At 62.9% G+C, this 17,144-nt stretch carries 14 protein-coding genes and 1 pseudogene; 2 read left to right on the top strand and 13 right to left on the bottom strand.

Features of this window, described 5'->3' with window-relative positions; all coding sequences use genetic code 11:
- Nucleotides 1-283 precede the first annotated feature (283 nt).
- Nucleotides 284-919: an ATPase, T2SS/T4P/T4SS family gene (locus ACXKZB_RS13190; RefSeq protein ID WP_488823418.1), complete on the top strand. Its 636-nt coding sequence runs from the start codon at nucleotides 284-286 to the stop codon at nucleotides 917-919.
- Nucleotides 920-1,026: 107 nt separating this feature from the next.
- Here the strand turns inward: ACXKZB_RS13190 and ACXKZB_RS13185 are convergent, their stop codons facing one another.
- From ACXKZB_RS13185 to ACXKZB_RS13155, 7 genes and pseudogenes are all read right to left on the bottom strand, one after another.
- Complete coding sequence (locus ACXKZB_RS13185) at nucleotides 1,027-1,596, bottom strand: hypothetical protein (RefSeq protein ID WP_488823417.1); 570 nt, start codon at nucleotides 1,594-1,596, stop codon at nucleotides 1,027-1,029.
- Nucleotides 1,593-3,470: a tyrosine-type recombinase/integrase gene (locus ACXKZB_RS13180; RefSeq protein WP_488823416.1), complete on the bottom strand. Its 1,878-nt coding sequence runs from the start codon at nucleotides 3,468-3,470 to the stop codon at nucleotides 1,593-1,595. The genes ACXKZB_RS13185 and ACXKZB_RS13180 overlap by 4 nt, the downstream gene beginning before the upstream one ends.
- Before the next feature lie 628 nt (nucleotides 3,471-4,098).
- Entirely contained in the window at nucleotides 4,099-4,836 is a 738-nt protein-coding gene (locus ACXKZB_RS13175) for a tyrosine-type recombinase/integrase (RefSeq protein WP_488825899.1), read from the bottom strand.
- A 60-nt stretch (nucleotides 4,837-4,896) separates the two neighbouring features.
- Nucleotides 4,897-5,121 (bottom strand): annotated as a pseudogene (locus tag ACXKZB_RS13170) (site-specific integrase); the annotation flags it as partial.
- Nucleotides 5,122-7,004: 1,883 nt separating this feature from the next.
- Nucleotides 7,005-8,618, bottom strand: coding sequence for a hypothetical protein (locus ACXKZB_RS13165; RefSeq protein WP_488823415.1), 1,614 nt, complete (start codon nucleotides 8,616-8,618; stop codon nucleotides 7,005-7,007).
- A 140-nt stretch (nucleotides 8,619-8,758) separates the two neighbouring features.
- Nucleotides 8,759-9,358: a GNAT family N-acetyltransferase gene (locus ACXKZB_RS13160; protein WP_488823414.1), complete on the bottom strand. Its 600-nt coding sequence runs from the start codon at nucleotides 9,356-9,358 to the stop codon at nucleotides 8,759-8,761.
- A gap of 621 nt (nucleotides 9,359-9,979) precedes the next feature.
- Nucleotides 9,980-11,236: a hypothetical protein gene (locus ACXKZB_RS13155; RefSeq protein ID WP_488823413.1), complete on the bottom strand. Its 1,257-nt coding sequence runs from the start codon at nucleotides 11,234-11,236 to the stop codon at nucleotides 9,980-9,982.
- A gap of 255 nt (nucleotides 11,237-11,491) precedes the next feature.
- Between ACXKZB_RS13155 and ACXKZB_RS13150 the strand changes: the two genes are divergently transcribed.
- Nucleotides 11,492-12,421, top strand: coding sequence for a metallophosphoesterase (locus tag ACXKZB_RS13150; RefSeq protein ID WP_488823412.1), 930 nt, complete (start codon nucleotides 11,492-11,494; stop codon nucleotides 12,419-12,421).
- Between the two features lie 405 nt (nucleotides 12,422-12,826).
- Here ACXKZB_RS13150 and ACXKZB_RS13145 read toward each other — a convergent pair whose 3' ends face one another.
- The 6 genes from ACXKZB_RS13145 to ACXKZB_RS13120 all read right to left on the bottom strand — a co-directional run bounded on the left by ACXKZB_RS13145 (nucleotide 12,827) and on the right by ACXKZB_RS13120 (nucleotide 17,020).
- Nucleotides 12,827-13,042 carry a hypothetical protein gene (locus tag ACXKZB_RS13145; protein ID WP_488823411.1) on the bottom strand — a complete coding sequence of 72 codons (216 nt, stop codon included), beginning with the start codon at nucleotides 13,040-13,042 and terminating at the stop codon, nucleotides 12,827-12,829.
- Between the two features lie 273 nt (nucleotides 13,043-13,315).
- Complete coding sequence (locus ACXKZB_RS13140; protein WP_488823410.1) at nucleotides 13,316-13,558, bottom strand: hypothetical protein; 243 nt, start codon at nucleotides 13,556-13,558, stop codon at nucleotides 13,316-13,318.
- Between the two features lie 300 nt (nucleotides 13,559-13,858).
- On the bottom strand, nucleotides 13,859-14,260 hold the full coding sequence (locus ACXKZB_RS13135; protein WP_488823409.1) for a DUF4307 domain-containing protein: 402 nt from the start codon (nucleotides 14,258-14,260) through the stop codon (nucleotides 13,859-13,861).
- A 9-nt stretch (nucleotides 14,261-14,269) separates the two neighbouring features.
- Nucleotides 14,270-15,076, bottom strand: coding sequence for a DAPG hydrolase family protein (locus ACXKZB_RS13130; protein WP_488823408.1), 807 nt, complete (start codon nucleotides 15,074-15,076; stop codon nucleotides 14,270-14,272).
- Nucleotides 15,077-15,123: 47 nt separating this feature from the next.
- Complete coding sequence (locus tag ACXKZB_RS13125; RefSeq protein ID WP_488823407.1) at nucleotides 15,124-15,639, bottom strand: MarR family winged helix-turn-helix transcriptional regulator; 516 nt, start codon at nucleotides 15,637-15,639, stop codon at nucleotides 15,124-15,126.
- A complete protein-coding gene (locus tag ACXKZB_RS13120; RefSeq protein WP_488823406.1) occupies nucleotides 15,632-17,020 on the bottom strand; it encodes an MFS transporter in 1,389 nt (462 codons plus the stop codon). The genes ACXKZB_RS13125 and ACXKZB_RS13120 overlap by 8 nt, the downstream gene beginning before the upstream one ends.
- Between the last annotated feature and the right edge of the window lie 124 nt (nucleotides 17,021-17,144).

Genomic DNA, 17,144 nt, shown 5'->3' with positions numbered 1-17,144 from the left:
GATCCGCGCAGGCATGCCGGTCGAGTGGACAGACCGGTACATGCTCACGCATGAAGCGCGCAGCTCCGTCGTAGCAATTGCTACTCCCGTTCGGCAGCCCTGCGTCCGAGGTCCTGTGGCGATCAGCGGTGGCGAGGCCCGCCGACCGTCACGCCGTGGAGTGGGGTACGACTTTCTGTTTCGGGGGACAAACCGGTCCGTTGCTCGCTCGCGTCCCTACCGCTCCACAGGCTGCTTGTGGCACCAGATGCCGAAAGCGGCTCGCCTCGTACGCTCTGGCGTCATGCACCGTCACCGCGCCGCGCCCTTCCTGCCCGGGGCCGGGCCCTTCCTTCCCGGAGCCGGGCCTCCGCTTCCCGGGACCGCCTCCGCCCGTCGACGCCGAACGCACGGTGTCGTCGAGTTCGAGGAACTCGCCGGACTCGTCTCCGATGCCGGGGTCACCGACGTCCTGGTCGTCGGCGGCGTCGGCACCTGGACCGACCGTGGCGGCGGACTCGAAGCCGCCGCGCCGCGCCTGACCGAGGCGCGCACCCGCGAACTCGCCACGCGCCTGGTGGCGCTCGGCGGACGCCACGTCGACGAGACCACGCCGTGCGCCGACGTCCGGCACGGCGACGGCATCCGGGTGCACGTCGTACTCGCCCCGGTCTCGGTGGGCGGCACCGCGGTCTCGATCCGACTTCCGCACCCCGAGCGCCCGACCCTCGCCACGCTCGAACGCGCCGGCACCTTCGAGCAGGTGCCACGCTCCGTCGTCGAGGACGCCGTCGCCACGCGCCGCAACGTCCTGGTCACCGGTGCGACCGGCAGCGGCAAGACCACCCTGCTCGCCGCGCTGCTCGGCGCCGTCCCGGCCGACGAGCGGATCGTCACGGTCGAGGACGTCGCCGAGCTGCGCTTATCCGTACTTCCTTGAGTGCCGGAAACACTTGCTTCGGCGCGTCGTCGGTCGAACACTAGCTCGAACCTTGAGTGCGCGTCGCGCGTTCGTGCCGGGACGGACGCACGTTGCTGGGGGCGGGGCTACAAGTTCGAGGCTCCGTGGAAGTTCATCATCTGTCGGATGCGGTCCTTGAGCCCGGCGTTCGAAGCCTCGAGGTCGGCGATCGTGGCATCGCGGTCACTTAGCGTCAGGCGCGCCTGAGTGACTTCGTCGCTGAGTCGGGTTTGGGATTGTTCAAGGCGCTCGATGTTCTCTCGTAGGTCGCGCTGTTCCTGATCATCCACGTTGGAGCCCAGCTGGCGACGGACGACAGCACGCAAGTGCTTCAGTTCGGTAGTCATCGCTCGAATTCGCTCGTCCTTGTTCGCCAACTGAGCGCGGAGGGACGGAATGGTTGCCGGGTTCCGTCTGCGCCCAGCAGACTGCTCACCTGCACTGGCCCGCTCCTTAGCTAGAAGCAGGGCTGATCGAAGGGAAGGATGATTTCGGATGGTGCGTCCACTAACGCCGGCTTCCCGAGCAACCGCAGATTCGGTAATCGGGAGTGATTCGCGCACGAAGCGATCGAGGGCTGCGAGCACGCGTGCTTGCGCGTCGGTTGATCGTTTCGACGCGGCCAGCCGGAGCGCCGGTGGAATGTCGCTGTTCATTTGACGGCGAGAGGAATCATTGGGCGTTGCGCACGGAGCCTTCTTAGTGTGACGGACGCCTCTTCGACTTCTGCGCGCTTATCCAGCGTCAATTCTTCTAGGTCCCTACGGATTCGGACAACGATCTCCTCCACTTGCTTGACCTCAGCGGCCTTCTGGTCGGCAAAGCCCGGTCCAAAGTCTACAATCTTCATCATCTCTAGATCAGATCGCGCTTCTGCAAGGAAATCTTCGAGCGCGGGCAGATACGAGGGGTCCACGCGGTAGAAACTGCATCCCGTGCACTGAAAGCGGATCGGACACTGCGAGCGGCCAGCGCGCACGTTCTGCGGTTCGGCACAACCACCGAAGGGAACTGCGACGGTGCTCAGAGCATACTGTTGGGCATCTGGTGTCCCAATGGTATCTCCGTGGTTGTTGCGGATGAGCGGCGATACTGCGTTAACAGCTTCTCGTCTGCGCTTCTCCGAAACGACGTAATAGCGTTGCGTAGTGGACATCGACTTATGGTCCATCAACTTCCGGAGCACGTCGGTAGCGACGCCGCTGTCGGCAAGCCGTTGGGCGTAGGCGTGCCGGAAATCGTGAGTGACGATTCGAGAGTCGAACGTCTTGTAGCCGCCGTTCACGAAGTCGGGCTCGCTGCTATAAAGCGGGCGGGCGTGCTCTACAAGTTGAACCGCGTACCTCCCAAGTGAGGCGGGGGAGAGGTGCGCAGCTCCAGCCCCCGAGCTGTAGGGGGCAGGGAAAAGCCAATTGCCGTAGTCGTCGCCAAGATCGAGATTCTTGAGTTCCTGCTCCCATTCGAGAATGGCGTGAGCAGTCTCCGTCAGAATGGGGATGGTTCGGCCGGGGCGCTTACCTTTGATGTTGTCGTAGCGCAGAGTGTACTCGGGGGTTCCTGAAGCCGGGCGCGACGTCACACATCCGATTCGGAGATTCACTATCTCGCTGCGTCGGCGGCCCGTGTCGACCATGATCGTCAATGCCGTCTGCTTTGCAAGCTTATCGAGCTTAGGGGGAAGGAGACCGCCAGCGCCGGGCTGACCTGGAGACCACGAACTGATCGCACGGCTAATTTGCTTTATTACTGATTTGGGGATGTAGCGGTGTTCGGGTAGCGCCTGATCAGTCTTCGGGATCGTGTGCTTCCCGTTGAGGGCGAAACGGGTAGGAACGGCGTCCATGTGTCCCGAGGTCCGCAGGTACAGCAGGACCGTTCGCACTATGCTGAGCATGGAGCTGCGGGTGTTCGAACTGTAGAGCTCTCCGCTTCTCGTCTTCGCGTAGCGGATGTTACGGAACGCGTTGTTGATGTCTTCACGGCCGGCGGTCGACGGGTCGTCGCTGTCTGCTCGAATACTTAGAGCTGTGCTGACGTAGGTGAACGCGGTGATCGCTTGTAGTAGGGCGGTGGTGTGTACCGGTGTTTCTCGAGCCCATGTCTTCACGAGTTCTCGGAGCCATGGTTGCCGGATGCTACGGAAGTCCGCGAGCTTCCGTTTGGACATATACGCGCCGGTCTTCTGTTGCCTGCGGCCGCTATGGTCGGCCTCGGTGGGGATACCAGCGGCGAACGTGTCCCAGACGTCCTCTTCGAGGGGATTTTTCCCGCGGAAGCGGGCGTCGGCTCCGCGGACATAGCTGACGAACCGTACCGCAATGGCACCAAGGCCTGCCTGCCGATTGGTCTTAACGAGGCGCTGCTCGACACCCGGCTGTAAAAAGGATCGAGTTCCGTTAAGCCGCGTGATGAGTGTGACGATGACCTGCGGGTCGAGGCGCTGCCCTCGGGCGTCGTCCTGCTGGAGTGCGTAGAGAAGTTCCCAGCGCAGGGTCTCTGGCAGCGGCATAAGCGAGAACGTGCCGGTCATGGGAACCGGAGCAGCGTGCCGGAGGTATTTTTCAATAGACGGCGCGGCAGATTTTCGGTACGCACTTTTATGCGGCTCACACAATTGTCCTTCGCTCCATTGGCTCGCGCGATCGCAGCCTACTACGCGGCAGTCAGGCTTCGGAGGGAGCGGTTTTGCGGTCGCGCGGCTAAAGAACTCGTGTCGACTTACGCCTTTCGGCTTGTAAGTACCGGACCACTGTGATGTGTGAGCCGCGCAGTACCCGAAGCTTGTAGAGGACCGTTGGCAACGCTCACCATCGCGTTCTACTTTGCATTGGTTTCGGACAGTCCCGATGCCGACCCGATCTGGGGCGGTGCGTTGTGCAGCTCGCTGCCTGACTTGTTCGATGTCGTGTGTCGTCTGCCAGACCTTGTTGCAGGCCTGACACATCCCCTTCTTGGCGTATGAGAGCTGCGTGCAGCTGGCCTCGGAACACTGCCAGAGGGCGGTCCGCGGGTTGGTTGGATCCCCAACAAACCTCCACACTTCGCCGACCCACTCGTCGGGCCTCCATAGGGCGGTGAGTTCTCCGGCCAGGAACGCGGACCATTTTTGCCGGCCCCCTCCATCCAGTCGGGGCACCTGGTGAGCAGCGGGGGCAATCTCAGTCATTTTCTTCTCCGTCTTCAGTGAGACGTGCTTGTTCGATGGCTCGGCGCAGTTCTTCGTCTGTGCTGTGCAGGTAGACCGAGGTGGAGTACGGGCTCACGTGACCGAGTAGGGCCTGAACTTCGCTGAGGCTGGCGCCTTTCCGCATCCACGTGGATGCGGCGGTGTGTCGGTAGGAATGAGCCGTGTGGGGCACTTTCGCATCTCGCGCAAGCCTCGCGACGAGCTTGCGGGCTCCTTCGGGAGTCATCGGTTGCCCCGCCGAGTCCCGCCTGAGATTCACAAAAACGTAGTCCGACATTGGGGTTTGCCGTTTGGTGAGGAGGGTCTGATATCCGAGCCAGGCCTCGATGACGTCGTCTCTGATGGGAACATGGCGACCAACAGGGGACTTGGCGAAGGCGCCGTTGACGTTGTCGTAACGGCGTAGAACGTGCAGATGAGGCCCAGCGATCCGGCAGCTGAGCGCCGAGGAGTCTGCGAGGAAGTGCAAGTCGCTGTGTCGGAGTCCAAGGGCTTCGCCGATACGCAAGCCGGTTGCCCAGAGTAGCGTGACGAGAAAGCGCTCCCGGGCGTCCCTGCATCCTTCGATAATCGCTTTGAGTTGCGTCTCGCCAAGGATGTGCATCCGCCGAAGAGGTTCCTTCAGCTTCAACGTCTTCTTGACGATGCTTCCATTCGCGCCCCATTCGCCGGGGTCCCTGTCCAGAGCGAGGGCCGGATAGCGGGACATGGTCACGAGACCGTTGCTTCGCTGGTCGGGGATAAGGCCGATGCCTTCTAGGTACCTGCAGAATTCGACCAATGCTGTGATGCTGTGATTAATGGACGCAGCACGTCGGTATCTCCCCATCGAGTAGGGGGTATCTCGGAGGTGCACCATGTAACGCCCCAAGCTCTCAACTCCAATGTCCCGCCAGTCTGTGCCTCGCTGGTCATTCCAGTTCAAGAATCCGCATAAGGCGGTTGAGTAAGAACGAATCGTGTTAGTGGCACGACCCCGATGCCAGAGATGCATCGAGAAACCGCGGCTCGCTGAGTGCGGTTCAACCGTCGTCGTGTCGACTACAAACCAGAGCACGTGACCGGCGGGCATGTCAGCCCGCTCGACACGCCACCTGGGGGCTCGAGGGGCTGTTGTGTGGTTGGGTTGGATGGTCATGGGTCACCGTTTCTGAACTCTGGAGCGCTGCCGACTCCCGAGTCGGTCTCGGCCGTGCTCTCGTGGTGCTTCGCAGTTCCGATTGGGTAGAGAAATTGTGTCGTGGCTTTTGCGCCAGCGAGCCTGAGCTCCGTAAACGGTGCGTGCAGCGCCACTTTTGACCGCAGCCACCCAGTCCGGCTGAATGGGCTTGATTCTCGCAGCCAGGTGGATGCGTGCCCACTAACCGCCGTCACCCGGTATTCCTCAGGACACCCCACCTGTCGGAGTCGGCTGCACATGGGGTGAGGCTGCCCGGATCGACTCTCGCCGCTCGGCCGCTCGGATTGGGTAGGGCTTGCGGCTCGGTTCGCGGGAGTGACGTTTGGGCGGGCGCCAGGTGCACGCCTGGTGGTTCTCGGTGGCGTTCTCGCGTGGCACCAGGTGTCAGGAAATCTTTGAGTAGACGATGGGAGCCACTAGCCGGTCGTCACTACCCCACGGACGTACTTCGGATTGATCGTTACTCTGCTCGTGCTGTCCGCGCCAATCGGTTGTTTATTCGCGCGTAACACCGCATCGATTGCACCTAGCGATTCGTCCGCATGAAGTTGCACCGCAGACTCCATGCTCACGAGTTATCGCGGAACCCCGGCCGCAGGGGCTGGGGTTTGCATGGTGACACGTCGCGCCGTCGACCTGCGCCCCGCTGCCTCCTCTCTTTCTGTTCTTGTGAGGCGGCCAAAGTATCGCCGCACGCGGAGGCCTACAAGTGCATCCCTCACAGATCTCAACTCGAGACGTGAACCGTTCAGCCCTTCCATGGCGGTCAACCGGTGAAGAACGCGATTAGATTTACAAGGAGCGGCCCTCAAAAGATCAGCGGTTCTGACCGCGACCTCTCGGCAAGAAAATCAGTCCCGGGTCCCGTCTGCAGCGTCGCTCGACCGGCGTTGCGCCCCGGCTTGTTGACGCGGTGCCAGCAGTCGAGGCGTTTCGGAGCCCTTGCAGCGGCTGACTGCGCTCCTCACGGCGGACCCTCAAGACACCGACCGGCTACGGGCCGCCCTGCAGTGCTCAGACGAGATCGCGGAGCAGGCCCTACGGCTCCGACGTCCGCTCACACGGCTTACAACGCAGTCGGTGGTCAGGATGCGAGACGCTGCGAGATACTTGGCGTCTCCGGAAATACAGTCGTTGCGTGGCGGGAACGAAGCCGTGCGGAACTCCCGAACTCGCGTGGTGACGACCTGCCGTGTACCCCGCCGCCCTATGGTAGCGATGTGCAGCTCGCTGCTGTTCAAGCCGATGCAACGTAGCGATTGCGGTTACAGATAGGTCTTGCTCCCATACTTGGGACGGCGCGGGCTGAAAAAGACTCTGGGTACCTTGGTGCGACACGCCGACGCAGTGCGTCGTTGGCTAGCGCAGTCGTGAGTCGTGAGCCGTGATTCGTCCGACGTCCGACGCGCGCGCAATCTATTGGCGCGCGACGACCACGAAGCACTCGCAGCCCGAGGTCTCAGGAATGGCAGCAGCTCGGATCGGCATAACCTATGGGAGATGAAAGGAAGCATCGCGGGAGTCGAGAAGCGGCGGTTGGCGGAGATCATTGGGCTTGCCGGCGCGGTCGGGGAAATGTGCGCGGCTACACAACTCGAAATAAGGACTTTGGGAACGTTCGTATGCGGACGAAGCGGAATTTGTGAGCGGTTTCTTACGCGCGGCCGTTTTCGAACTTCGTGAGTAGCGGCCAAACGTCACATTGCCTGCTGCCGCCGGACAGCGCGGTTGCGCTGTCCGGCGGAGGGAAGATCGAGTAAATCGGTCCGTGTATCGAAAAGGCGTTGCAGTGCTGCGACCGCGGTGGCCACGGCCTCGGAAGCCACTTGTCGAAGGGTCCCGTCGTCCAGCGTGCTGTCGCCATGTACGACGCGGCTCCGAGCGTCGTAGATATCTCGAAGGTGCTGTTTGTGGGCGTCCCGATCTTGGCCTTTTCGGTCCAACAGGTGATCGAGTGCGCCAGTAACGCCCTTGGTCGTGCCGGGCGTGATCCCGAAAAGGTTTTCCCAGACGATGACCGCATCGACGAGGATGTCTTCCGCGCGTTTGCGGTCGTTGATCGCCTGCAGCATCCGCCGAACTGCAACTCCGACGTGGGTGCGGTGCTTCCGGACGCGGTCGGCCCACAGGCACCACGATTCTGCTTCGGGGATCGTAAGCCGAACAGGTACCAGGCCGGTGACATGTGCTGGCTCGTTCCAGTTGACCGTCCGGCCGTAGCTGAAGGGCTCGACGGCAGCGCGCCATGTGGGGTAGATAGATGACGCTGGCTTACCAGTGCTGAGTAGCAGCGCCAAGCGAAGGGTCTCCGCGGCCTCCTCGATCGCCGCAGTTGTCTGCCGAAGTGGTGGGATCCAGGGCTCGTCCGCTGGCAAATGGGTGACCGATGCTGTGTAGGGCGCCCAGATCTCCAAGACGAGGTCGCCGCTGTAAGCAATGGTGGTCGTGGCGCCGTCCTCGTCGGTCGCGCTTGTTCCGCCGGAGATGCGAGCGAGGTCCGAGAAGAAACGATCTCGTTCGTCAACGGGGCGGAGTACACCCCAACCAAGGTCGATTCTGCGGATGCCGGCGGGGAGCAGCGCACCCGTGAAGCCGATTCGAACGGGAATCTGGACAACGCTCCGAAGCGCCTCGCGTGCACGCTCGAGCTGGCGTCCGACTTCCGCGGCGAGATCGGCGGGCGTCGGGACCAGCGATTGCAACTGCGCCGCTATCCATGCCGCTGTCACGAGCTGGTCGACGAACAACGACGGGTGAAAGGTGAGTCCTTGCCCAACGCTGCGGTAGAGCAGGTCCTTTCCCGTCTCAGCCCCGCTCTTGTAGAGCGCCCCGAGCACCTCGTCGGACATAACGGCCGCCTCGAAACGCCCGTGGAGAGGATGGTTTCTCAGGGACACCAGCGACAGGCCGAGCCCGTCGAACGGGTGCCTGTCGTGGAACAGCAAGCTTGGATACGCGTCGACAGCGATGCGAGTCAGGAGAGTCATCAGGGGAGGAACAGCCGGATCGACAACATGAACGGCACCTCCGGCCATCGAGCGCCAAAGGGTGCCAAGCGCAGCATCGTCGACGTTTGCAGGGTCGACGAACAGTCGAGGCCAGGTGGCCCGCGGATCACTTCCCACCGACTCAATACGCACAGCCCGAACGAGATCGAGTTGGTCGAGCACGGCCAACTGCGACGGTGTCAGGTCATCTATCTCGACTCGGATGCCATCCGCGACAACGTCGGCGGGGTCTGCGCCGAGCAAGTACGCGAGCGTCCGCGGGCCGAGGTCAGCGCGCAGCAGCTCTACACGATCAGGATTCACCGTCGAACCGTAACCCACCACCTTGTTACCAGGGTCCGCAGGCTACCGAGGCCGCAAGCGAGCCCAGAAGATTGTGTCTGAGTCCGAGAATGCAGAACCGCGGCAACGATCGCTTCGAGACTGCGGCCGTACGGGTCAAGTCAGCGGCCGTGCTGAGATCGAGCCCGCTGGATAACCCAGGGACGGTAGCCCATGCCGCGCGCTGTGCCGAGGTCGCGGTGCCGGTAGGTGCCCTTCGGCACTGCCCGCATTGTTGCACCGATGAGTTCTGTGAATCGCTTCGTGAGCGCGAGAGCTGCGTCGTTTTCATCGCGTGTGGCGAAGGCGATGTCCTGCTGCGGTGCTCGCTCCGCGACTGAGGAAAGCAGCGTCAGCCCGACCCCTCGTCGCTGTGTCGAAGGCGCCACTGCGACGACCTGAACGAAGGTCGGATCCGCATCATTTTGCCCGATCGATGCGACGCTGAAGCCAACGTGCACGCCGCTGATCTCGGCAAGGAGCACCAGGTGGTCGGTGATGGTCGTCGCGTTGTCCCGTACCGATTGAACCGTGATCGGCTCACAAGCCAACTGCAAGTCCTTCAAGCGGCGGGCGTCGGCTGGATCTTCGGTTGCTTGCCGCACTCTGATTTTCGACGGCGGGAGTTCTCTTAGCGACGCGCGCCACCGCATGAGCCCCGGATCGCTGGCAGGAGGGAAGACCGGTTCCAGTGCGCGGTAGATAGCGTCGCTCTCAGACACGAGCACAGGCTATCGGCTACGCGGCGGGCCAGCTCCGCGAGCGTGCGAACGGTGTAGGACGCCGCCGACTATGCATTAGACAATCGGGAGGGCGGAACCGCCTGTGCGGACAGACGAAGCTGAGACTGAAACAGCTGGCCACTTACGCGACGCTTTCATTCTCAAGGGCTGTCTCCGGCTGTCGGCGCATTTGCTCCGCGAGACCCTAGCAGAATACCCAATGCGATTCGAAATCTTCGTGGACGAGGCGCCGCCCCCGTATCTCCTCGGCGAAAACTGCGAGGGTTCACTCATCGAGACGACGCAGACTGGAAGTTGCAGAAGCGACTCGCTCGAGGCACTGCGGGTAGGCGACACCGCCTCTTCGCTCGTCCTTCTACATGTCCCACCACCTTGAGCTGAGCGTCGGTCCGCAACCACCCGCACTCACGAAAGCCCGAACGGGTCGTCCGCGCGTCCTCGGGTCGGGTAGGGCAGCAGTTAGACGCGGTCGCGCGCAATCTTGCCTAGATGTTGCGGGTGCCGAAAGGAGTGCGCCGCCTAGGCGTTGCCGTCGGGCACAGGCTCGCTAAGCATGGTTTCGACGCTGGTCTCGAAAGCGTCGACATGCGACTGGCTTCGCTAACGCATAACGGCGAGACGATTGACGATAACCGCGGGATCTCCGCCGTCCAGCAGCCAATGGCGAGGCGAGACCGATCTACCAGCTCGGATGAGCCCGCTCTGCGCCGTGGTCATGAATCCTTGCAGGGAAGCTGGGTGCACGAACTCAGCTACGGCGTCCAGCACCTCCGCGACGTGGGGAACCACTCCGGCCGATCCGAACTGCCAGTCCGGGAAGAGCCGTCCGCTTGGCGTCTCGTAGGAATGCAGATCGTCACGGCGCGCCCGCGCCAGTACGTCATCCGTGGTGATCCCCAGTGCCTTCGCCGCCGCGGCGCTCGGGATGGACGACGCGTCCAGGTCGTCGTGCGTGCGTTCTACGACCAGCTTGATCGCGACGGCGACGTCTACCCCGCCTGCGTGCCGCGCCGCTTCGATCTCGCGGAGCTGGTCCATGCGGTCCGCGCGTCTCGCCGCCGCGGTGACGGGGTCTGCCTCGGCATCCGCGGCTTCCGTCGAGAGCAGAGCATCTACGGCAGGACGGTTCTTCACCCACGTCTCGCCATATCGCGCCCCGGGCTTCTCTGGCCATCCGCCCGCAAGCGAGACCAGATCGGCGTAGGTCCGTCGGCCGTGTTCCACAGAAAGGCCTTCTTCAGCAGCGAGGTGGGTGAGATGCCAGAGGAGCAGGTCTGGTCGCATTGGATGAAGTGTCCACATCGCCGTGCTGAGGAGGCCAGCCACGACGTCCAGGCCGATGCCTTCTCGGAGTAGGTCGACGAGGGTGGCTTCGGCTCCCCGGTACGGGAAGTTCTCGTGCTGCCAGTCGATGTCGTGTGCGGCGGTGCCGAGATTCGTGCGTACTGAGACGAGGTCGGATACAGCAACTGGTATGAGCGCGTTGGGGGGCACGGTTACGACGGTCTCGACGGGCGCGTAGCCGAACCCCCAGTGAGCAAGCGCCGGGAGGCCGCCGATCACCGGCGGGGATGCTCCATTACGGATGAACTCCTCACGTCGCTCCGTCAGCGTGCGCTCCGATCCGGTGAGGAGCCAGAGCGCTTCGGCCTCGCCTATGGGCTCGGAGACCGAGCGGACAGCGGAGTGTGCCCAAACGTCGTCCACCATCATCTCCAGGTCGCCGGAGATCTCCATCTCTGCGAGGACCTGCATGCCCCTACGTGCGTCAGGTAGCCGCTCGATCTGTGCACGCGTGATGAGGCCGCGCTGGCTTGCCACCGTCGAGAGAATGCGATGTCGAGCTTCATCAAACATGTGGCGAATCTAACTCGTCGGAACCGATGCGGGCCAGCTTTCACAGCGATTTCCGACTAATGCGTATTTTACTCGCGCCAGTCAACGCGTACTTTCCTCGCACCCATTTCGGACGCTCTCACAGCAGCGAGTCGATCATTGTGCGTATTCATGTCGCGCTTTCCCTCGAGACCCCCGCAAAGCGCAGGAATTGTTGCATCGCCGTCGTAGTCTCATCGGTGTCGCCCGTCGGCCCGGTTCTGGAGGTAGGAAGCGATGCACAACGATCGTGCGCTTGAACAAGGGGAGAGACGCACACGTCGGGCGCGAGCAATCGCCTTGTGGGATGGCCTGGACGCGGCAGCTCGCCGCGTGTGGCCAACCTTCGATGGGCGGCCAGCGGAGGAGATTCGCTTGCCGGGGGAGGTGCGGGTGGCAATTGCTGGAGACTGGGAATCTGAGGAGGCGCGTGTGTTTCCGCACCTCCGGCGTCTCCATCGGGTGGCCCCCGATGTGCGCACGATCCTGCACACCGGCGACGTCCGATGGGCCGCTCCACGTTCCAGCGCCGGCCGCAAGGTTCACGAAGCGACCGGGTTCATCCCGCGGCTTGACCGCGCGCTGGCAGAATCTGGTATCGACCGACTCATCGTCGTGCCCGGGAACCATGAGTGGTGGGATCGGCTCCACCAGGAGTTCGCGGACAACCCGCGTCGCTTCTTCCGCGTCGCGCACCGGATATGGCTGGCCCCACGTGGCATGCGGTTCACCCTCGGCGGCCGAAGCTATCTCTGCATGGGAGGGGCCGCGTCTCTCGAGGTCGACCGCGGCCCCTTTGAAGTACCGTCTGAAGTTGAGATCGACGAGGCAATCGCAGGCGGTCCCGCGGACGTACTACTTACGCATGAAGCACTGAACGTTGGGATCACCGAGGTTGAGCGCCAAATCGGCCATGCTGGCAGGTGGACGCCGGACCGTCGCGCTGCCTCGTCCATCTCGCGTGAGCGAGTGACAAGGCTCTTCGAAGCGGTGAAGCCGCAGCTGGCGCTCTTCGGACACATGCACGTTGCGGGCTCAACTTCGGTCGGGGACAGTGCCGTGCACTGCCTGAACGCGATTGGCGAAAAAGGTGGGCACCACATGGGCCTCCTATCGATCGACGACCTCCACATTGGGTGGGTGGAAGACCTTGCCGATCCGTTGTGATGCCAGTCGGCTTCAACTCCGGCCGGAGGGTGATGGCCCCCGCAAGGACCGGGGCACATGTGCTCCCTTTGTCCTGCTCTCGGCAGCCGGCACCTAGTGCAGTGCGTGTGCAGGCGAGGTCTCGGCCCTCAACGACACGCAGACAGCACACGCCAGCAGAGTCCTCACCCCGACCGCATGAGCTGCCGCGGAGCACACAAGGGTCATGCTCGAGCGAGTGCATGAGATGCAGGCAGTCGAGTGCGGTCGAGTGCGGTCGGTGATGGAGCGCTACGCGGAGTGCCTCCGGAGTGGGAATTGGTTACCTCGCACCCTGCCCGGCAGAGTTCGCTCAGAAGGTCATCGCCACGGCGGTAGTCGTACCGCCCCAGTGATGGCCCGCCGAGCTGGTCGCGCCATCCGCGATCACTGCTTCCGCTCCTTCGCGCGGGTCACGCCACGCATCGCCGAGGCGAGAGCGTAAGCCGCGATGTCGGCATCGCTGACGCCGTTTCGCCGCAGCTGCGCGGCCCAAAGATGGACCACCAACTGGCTAACGAGAGCCCGCGGGACCGCGAGAAGCAGGGTGCTGAGCCCGGCGATGAAGCCGGCAGAAGCGATGAGCCCCAGCAGTGGTTCCATGTGCATCTCCTTCTTGTGCGAGCACGCCAGAAATGGCGAGCTCTTATCACAGAAGGAAGATTTGGAATCCGATCATCGGGGTGGTGCGGACGATGATCATTGCACGCCTTGGCCGAGCCTCGCAAGCCCCATGTCGGCTCCTGACGGCAGCCGCAAGCCGGTGGCCCTCGGCCGCTTTCGCATCAGGCGCAAACCACGGGCTCGTCCGCAAGCTCATTCCTGGCCCGAGCGTCCCGATCGCCGCGAGGATGGCCGCTGTCCAGCGGCTCGGGGTCATGGCAGCGCCAGTACGACGCAGGACCGCGAACACCCAGTACGACGCAGGACCGCGAACACGAAGAACGCGAACAAGGTGGCCACGAACCCAGTACTGAAGCCGAGAACGAGCGCTGGCGGGCCCGTATAGAACAACACGGCGGCTGCGCTCAGTATCGCCTTCGGGAGCGCAGACCAACCGTCGTCGAGTAACGCTCCAAGGATCGAGCTCGCAATGACCGTGAGCAGCGCGATCAGCATCCCGTAGCCGCACCCTCGCGGGAGAACACGTAGGGCGTCGGCAGCGAAGTTACTCATGCGGTCACTCTGACCGAACACCTGGACGACTAGTAGGCCCCGGTTCGAGCCTGACAACTTGCCAATTTCAGCGATCGCAGGTCGTGTCCGACTTTGCAAGGGCCTCCGACCGGATGACCGGACCTAGTGGCGACTCGCAGACCGTCAACTCGATCCGCGCCTGCCAAAAGAACGTCGGAGTCGGCCGGGGAAGCCAAAGGGGAAGGAATCGTGAACTTTTCCGCCCAGGGTGTGGTCCCCCGTCTACTCGTCGTACCAGCAGTCGTTCACGACGCCGGTCACGCCACGGACAGTGGTCTTCACGTGGGTGTTCAAAGTCTGCGACGTACGGTCGGTAGCGGGCACTTCGATCTCTCGCCAGCCCACGATGTCGCTGGTGCTGTCGAGGACCTTCAGCGCGCATCGCGCCTCTCGCCCGGGATCCATTGCAACTTGGGTAACGATCACCGTCTCGTGTTCGGAGACGACCGTGTAGCCGACGTCGAGCGCCTCGGGTCCAGACTTTTCACTACCGATGCCGGCCCAAACAACCCACATGACCGATGCGAGAACCACGCACGCGCCGAGCAGGATTGCGCTCCACCGAGTGAGCCGTGTGTTACGGAGAGTCCGGCCGTAGCGGTCGTCTAAGTCGCTTGAGGTCATCCTTCTACTTCAGTTTGCAAACTCGTGGTGGATGTCAGCGAGAAAAGTGGACAGGTGGGTGAACTCTGTTTGGTCGTGGATCATGAGCTCGTATGCGAACGACCTTGCCTGCTCACGCGCTACATCCGCGTTCGGTGCAGGGATCGCCGATCCGGAGAGACCGCGGTCGAAAATGTAGCGGCTACGAAGCTCAAACCCATTGTCGGTATTCCGGACGAGATGCAGCATTACACCGCCCTCAATTTCCGCACATGCGTGGGCTGAGTAGACGCCGTCAAAGCGAACCCGATCGAAGCCCAGCGCTTCAGGCTCCACAAAGTGGATCTCGAGCTCCGCCCGTACGGGCCCGAGGTACTCGACGACATCGTGAGTGTTACCGATATAACGCTCCGCGTCGGTGAGACCCGGCTGCTCGAGAACAGCACGGTTTCGGGGCGTTGCCTGCAAGTGGTTGTACGGATACCAAAGCGAGTACCGCTCCGGCTCAACCGAGTGCCACCAAAACCACCAGGTGAACATCTCTGCGGTGCAGCCAGGGAAACGGGTCAAACTGGCCACGTAGGGCGTGCCCGCTTCGCTCACACCCCATCCCGTTTCGACGTCGTGGTAGCCGGGGTTCAGGAGTGAGTCAAGGTCCGCCGGTGACGACGACAGCATCTGTGAGGTGGGTGTGGGACGGTGCAGGGCGGGGAGAATGTCGTCGTGCAGCCACAGGTCGCCGTTGAAGTACTTCGCATAGGGTTTGCCGGCGATGCGATCGCGATTGAACTCGTAGAGGTCTTGCGTCGGGACGGGGTAGTACGTGGTGGGGAGCATGGTGAGCTTTCTATTCACGGTGACGGGTACGGAGGAGGCTGCTGCCTTCAGCGGCTTGACGAATCCTGTTCGAGCGTGAGGAGGAGGAGTCGCAGAGCGGCTGCAACGTCGGCTTGACGCTCAGGTGCGAGGGCGTCGAGCAGGGACGATTCAAATGCGTAGTGCTGAGGCAGATCAGCATCGAGGTCTGCGACACCTTCCGGGGTGAGTTCGACCATCATGGATCGGCCGTCTTCGGGAGCAGGGACGCGGACAATCCATCCCTCCTGCGCGAGTCGTTTGAGGCGCCCGGACATACCTGCGGACGAGACGAGCACTCGCTGCGCGATGTCACCAGGTGCCATGCGGAAGGGCGGCCCGACGCGTCGGAGTGCACGGAGGACGTCGAAATCGCCGCGGTTGGAGACAAGCATTCCGGGACGTCGCCGGAGCCGATCGTTCTGTCGTTGCTCGATGAGGTGAGCCAATCGCTCAACGCGAGCAAGCACACTTCCAGCACTTATATCCAGGTCGGGGAGCGCTTCGGCCCACTCATTGTTGGCTCGGTCGATTGCGTCAGTCACGATCACCATCCTCCTCGATGGCGGGCCCAGCGATGGGAGCGCTCAGCCTTCGAACGGTGAGGAGCACGATGACGATCGCGCCGACACCAACGACCGCCGAGACGAGGAGCCCCCCGGTAATGCCCATTGGCAGGAGTACGGCAGCAGCCAGAGCTGCTCCGAGTTCGCGGCCGCCGGCGGTGACGCCTGACGCGACACCCTCTTTGCCCGGCTGAGCCCGGACAAGCCCGGCGGCGGAGGTGCTCGGCACCAGGAGGCCCCAACCAACTCCGAGGACGATCAGTGCGGGAATGATGGCGGCATAGCGCTCGAACAGGAACGGGATTGGAATCAAACTGATCACGATCAGCGCGGATCCGATGAGCATGGTGCCGCGAATTCCAACTCGTTCTTGCAGACGGCCAGCGGCGAGGGCGGCGATGACGTTGCCTCCAGCGAGCGGTAGCAGTGCTACGCCGGATGCGAACGCACTCATACCGAGCTGGTCTTGTAGCCCCATGCTGACGATATACAGCGGACCGAAGAACGCAGCCGTGCCCACGATGGTGACGAGTGCGTTGCCGCTGAATGCGATGTCTCGGAGCTGTTCGAGGGGAAGCATCGGTGCGGACGCGCGGCGTTCGATAGCACCGAAGGCCCAAATGAGCAGCACCGTGATGAAGACGCCAGCGACGATCATCAGCGGGGGCATGGCGGTTGCATCGTGGGCGATGAAAACGACCACGCCGAGGAGTACCACCATCACCATCAGCCCGGGCAGGTCGATTGGTCGGTCCGAGGTCGGGATGCGCGGGAAAACTGGCAGTCCAACTGCAGCGAACACGACGGCCAGGACTGCGACGACGACGAACGCAACCCGCCATGACGAGGACGAGACCAGTGCTCCGCACACAACTGGCCCAACTGCGGCACCGAGTGCGTTCGCTCCTGCCCACACACCGATGGCAACTCCTAGCTTCTTCGTGTTGTCACCAAAAACGAATTGGATTAACGCGAGTGCGGCGGGCAACACCAAAGCAGCCCCGGCCCCCTCACCGAATGTGCCGACGATGACGAAGCCGACACTGGGGGCAGCCGCAGCGACGGTGGAGAAGACGGCGAACACGACGAGGCCCGTCATGAATACGCGGTGCGCGCCGAAGCGATCGGACAGGGCCCCGCCGGTTAACGAGAGCATTGCGAAGGCAAGCGTGTATCCCGAGAGAACCCAAGACAGCGCACCCTCGGTCGCGTGCAGCTCGGCCCGAATCGACGGGGACATGATGTTGAGCCCCGACGTCAGAAGGATCACGAGGAAGGTGCCGAGGCTCGCGCTGGCCAACACAAGGGGCTTGGAGCGAAATTTGGGGCCCGTCTCGGGAGCTGCGTCCATGGCGATCATCCCGTCATACTATCTCTCTCGCACGCGAGATATCTACCGTAGTGCTGCTGCTGATGCGTTGGAGGGCATGGCGCGCAGGGCGCCCGATGGGCGCGCACAAGAAGAGGGGCGGTCACTAGGACCG

The sequence above is a fragment of the Curtobacterium sp. ABR8 genome (assembly GCF_057812125.1).
This window is presented reverse-complemented; position numbering and strand designations above follow the sequence as displayed.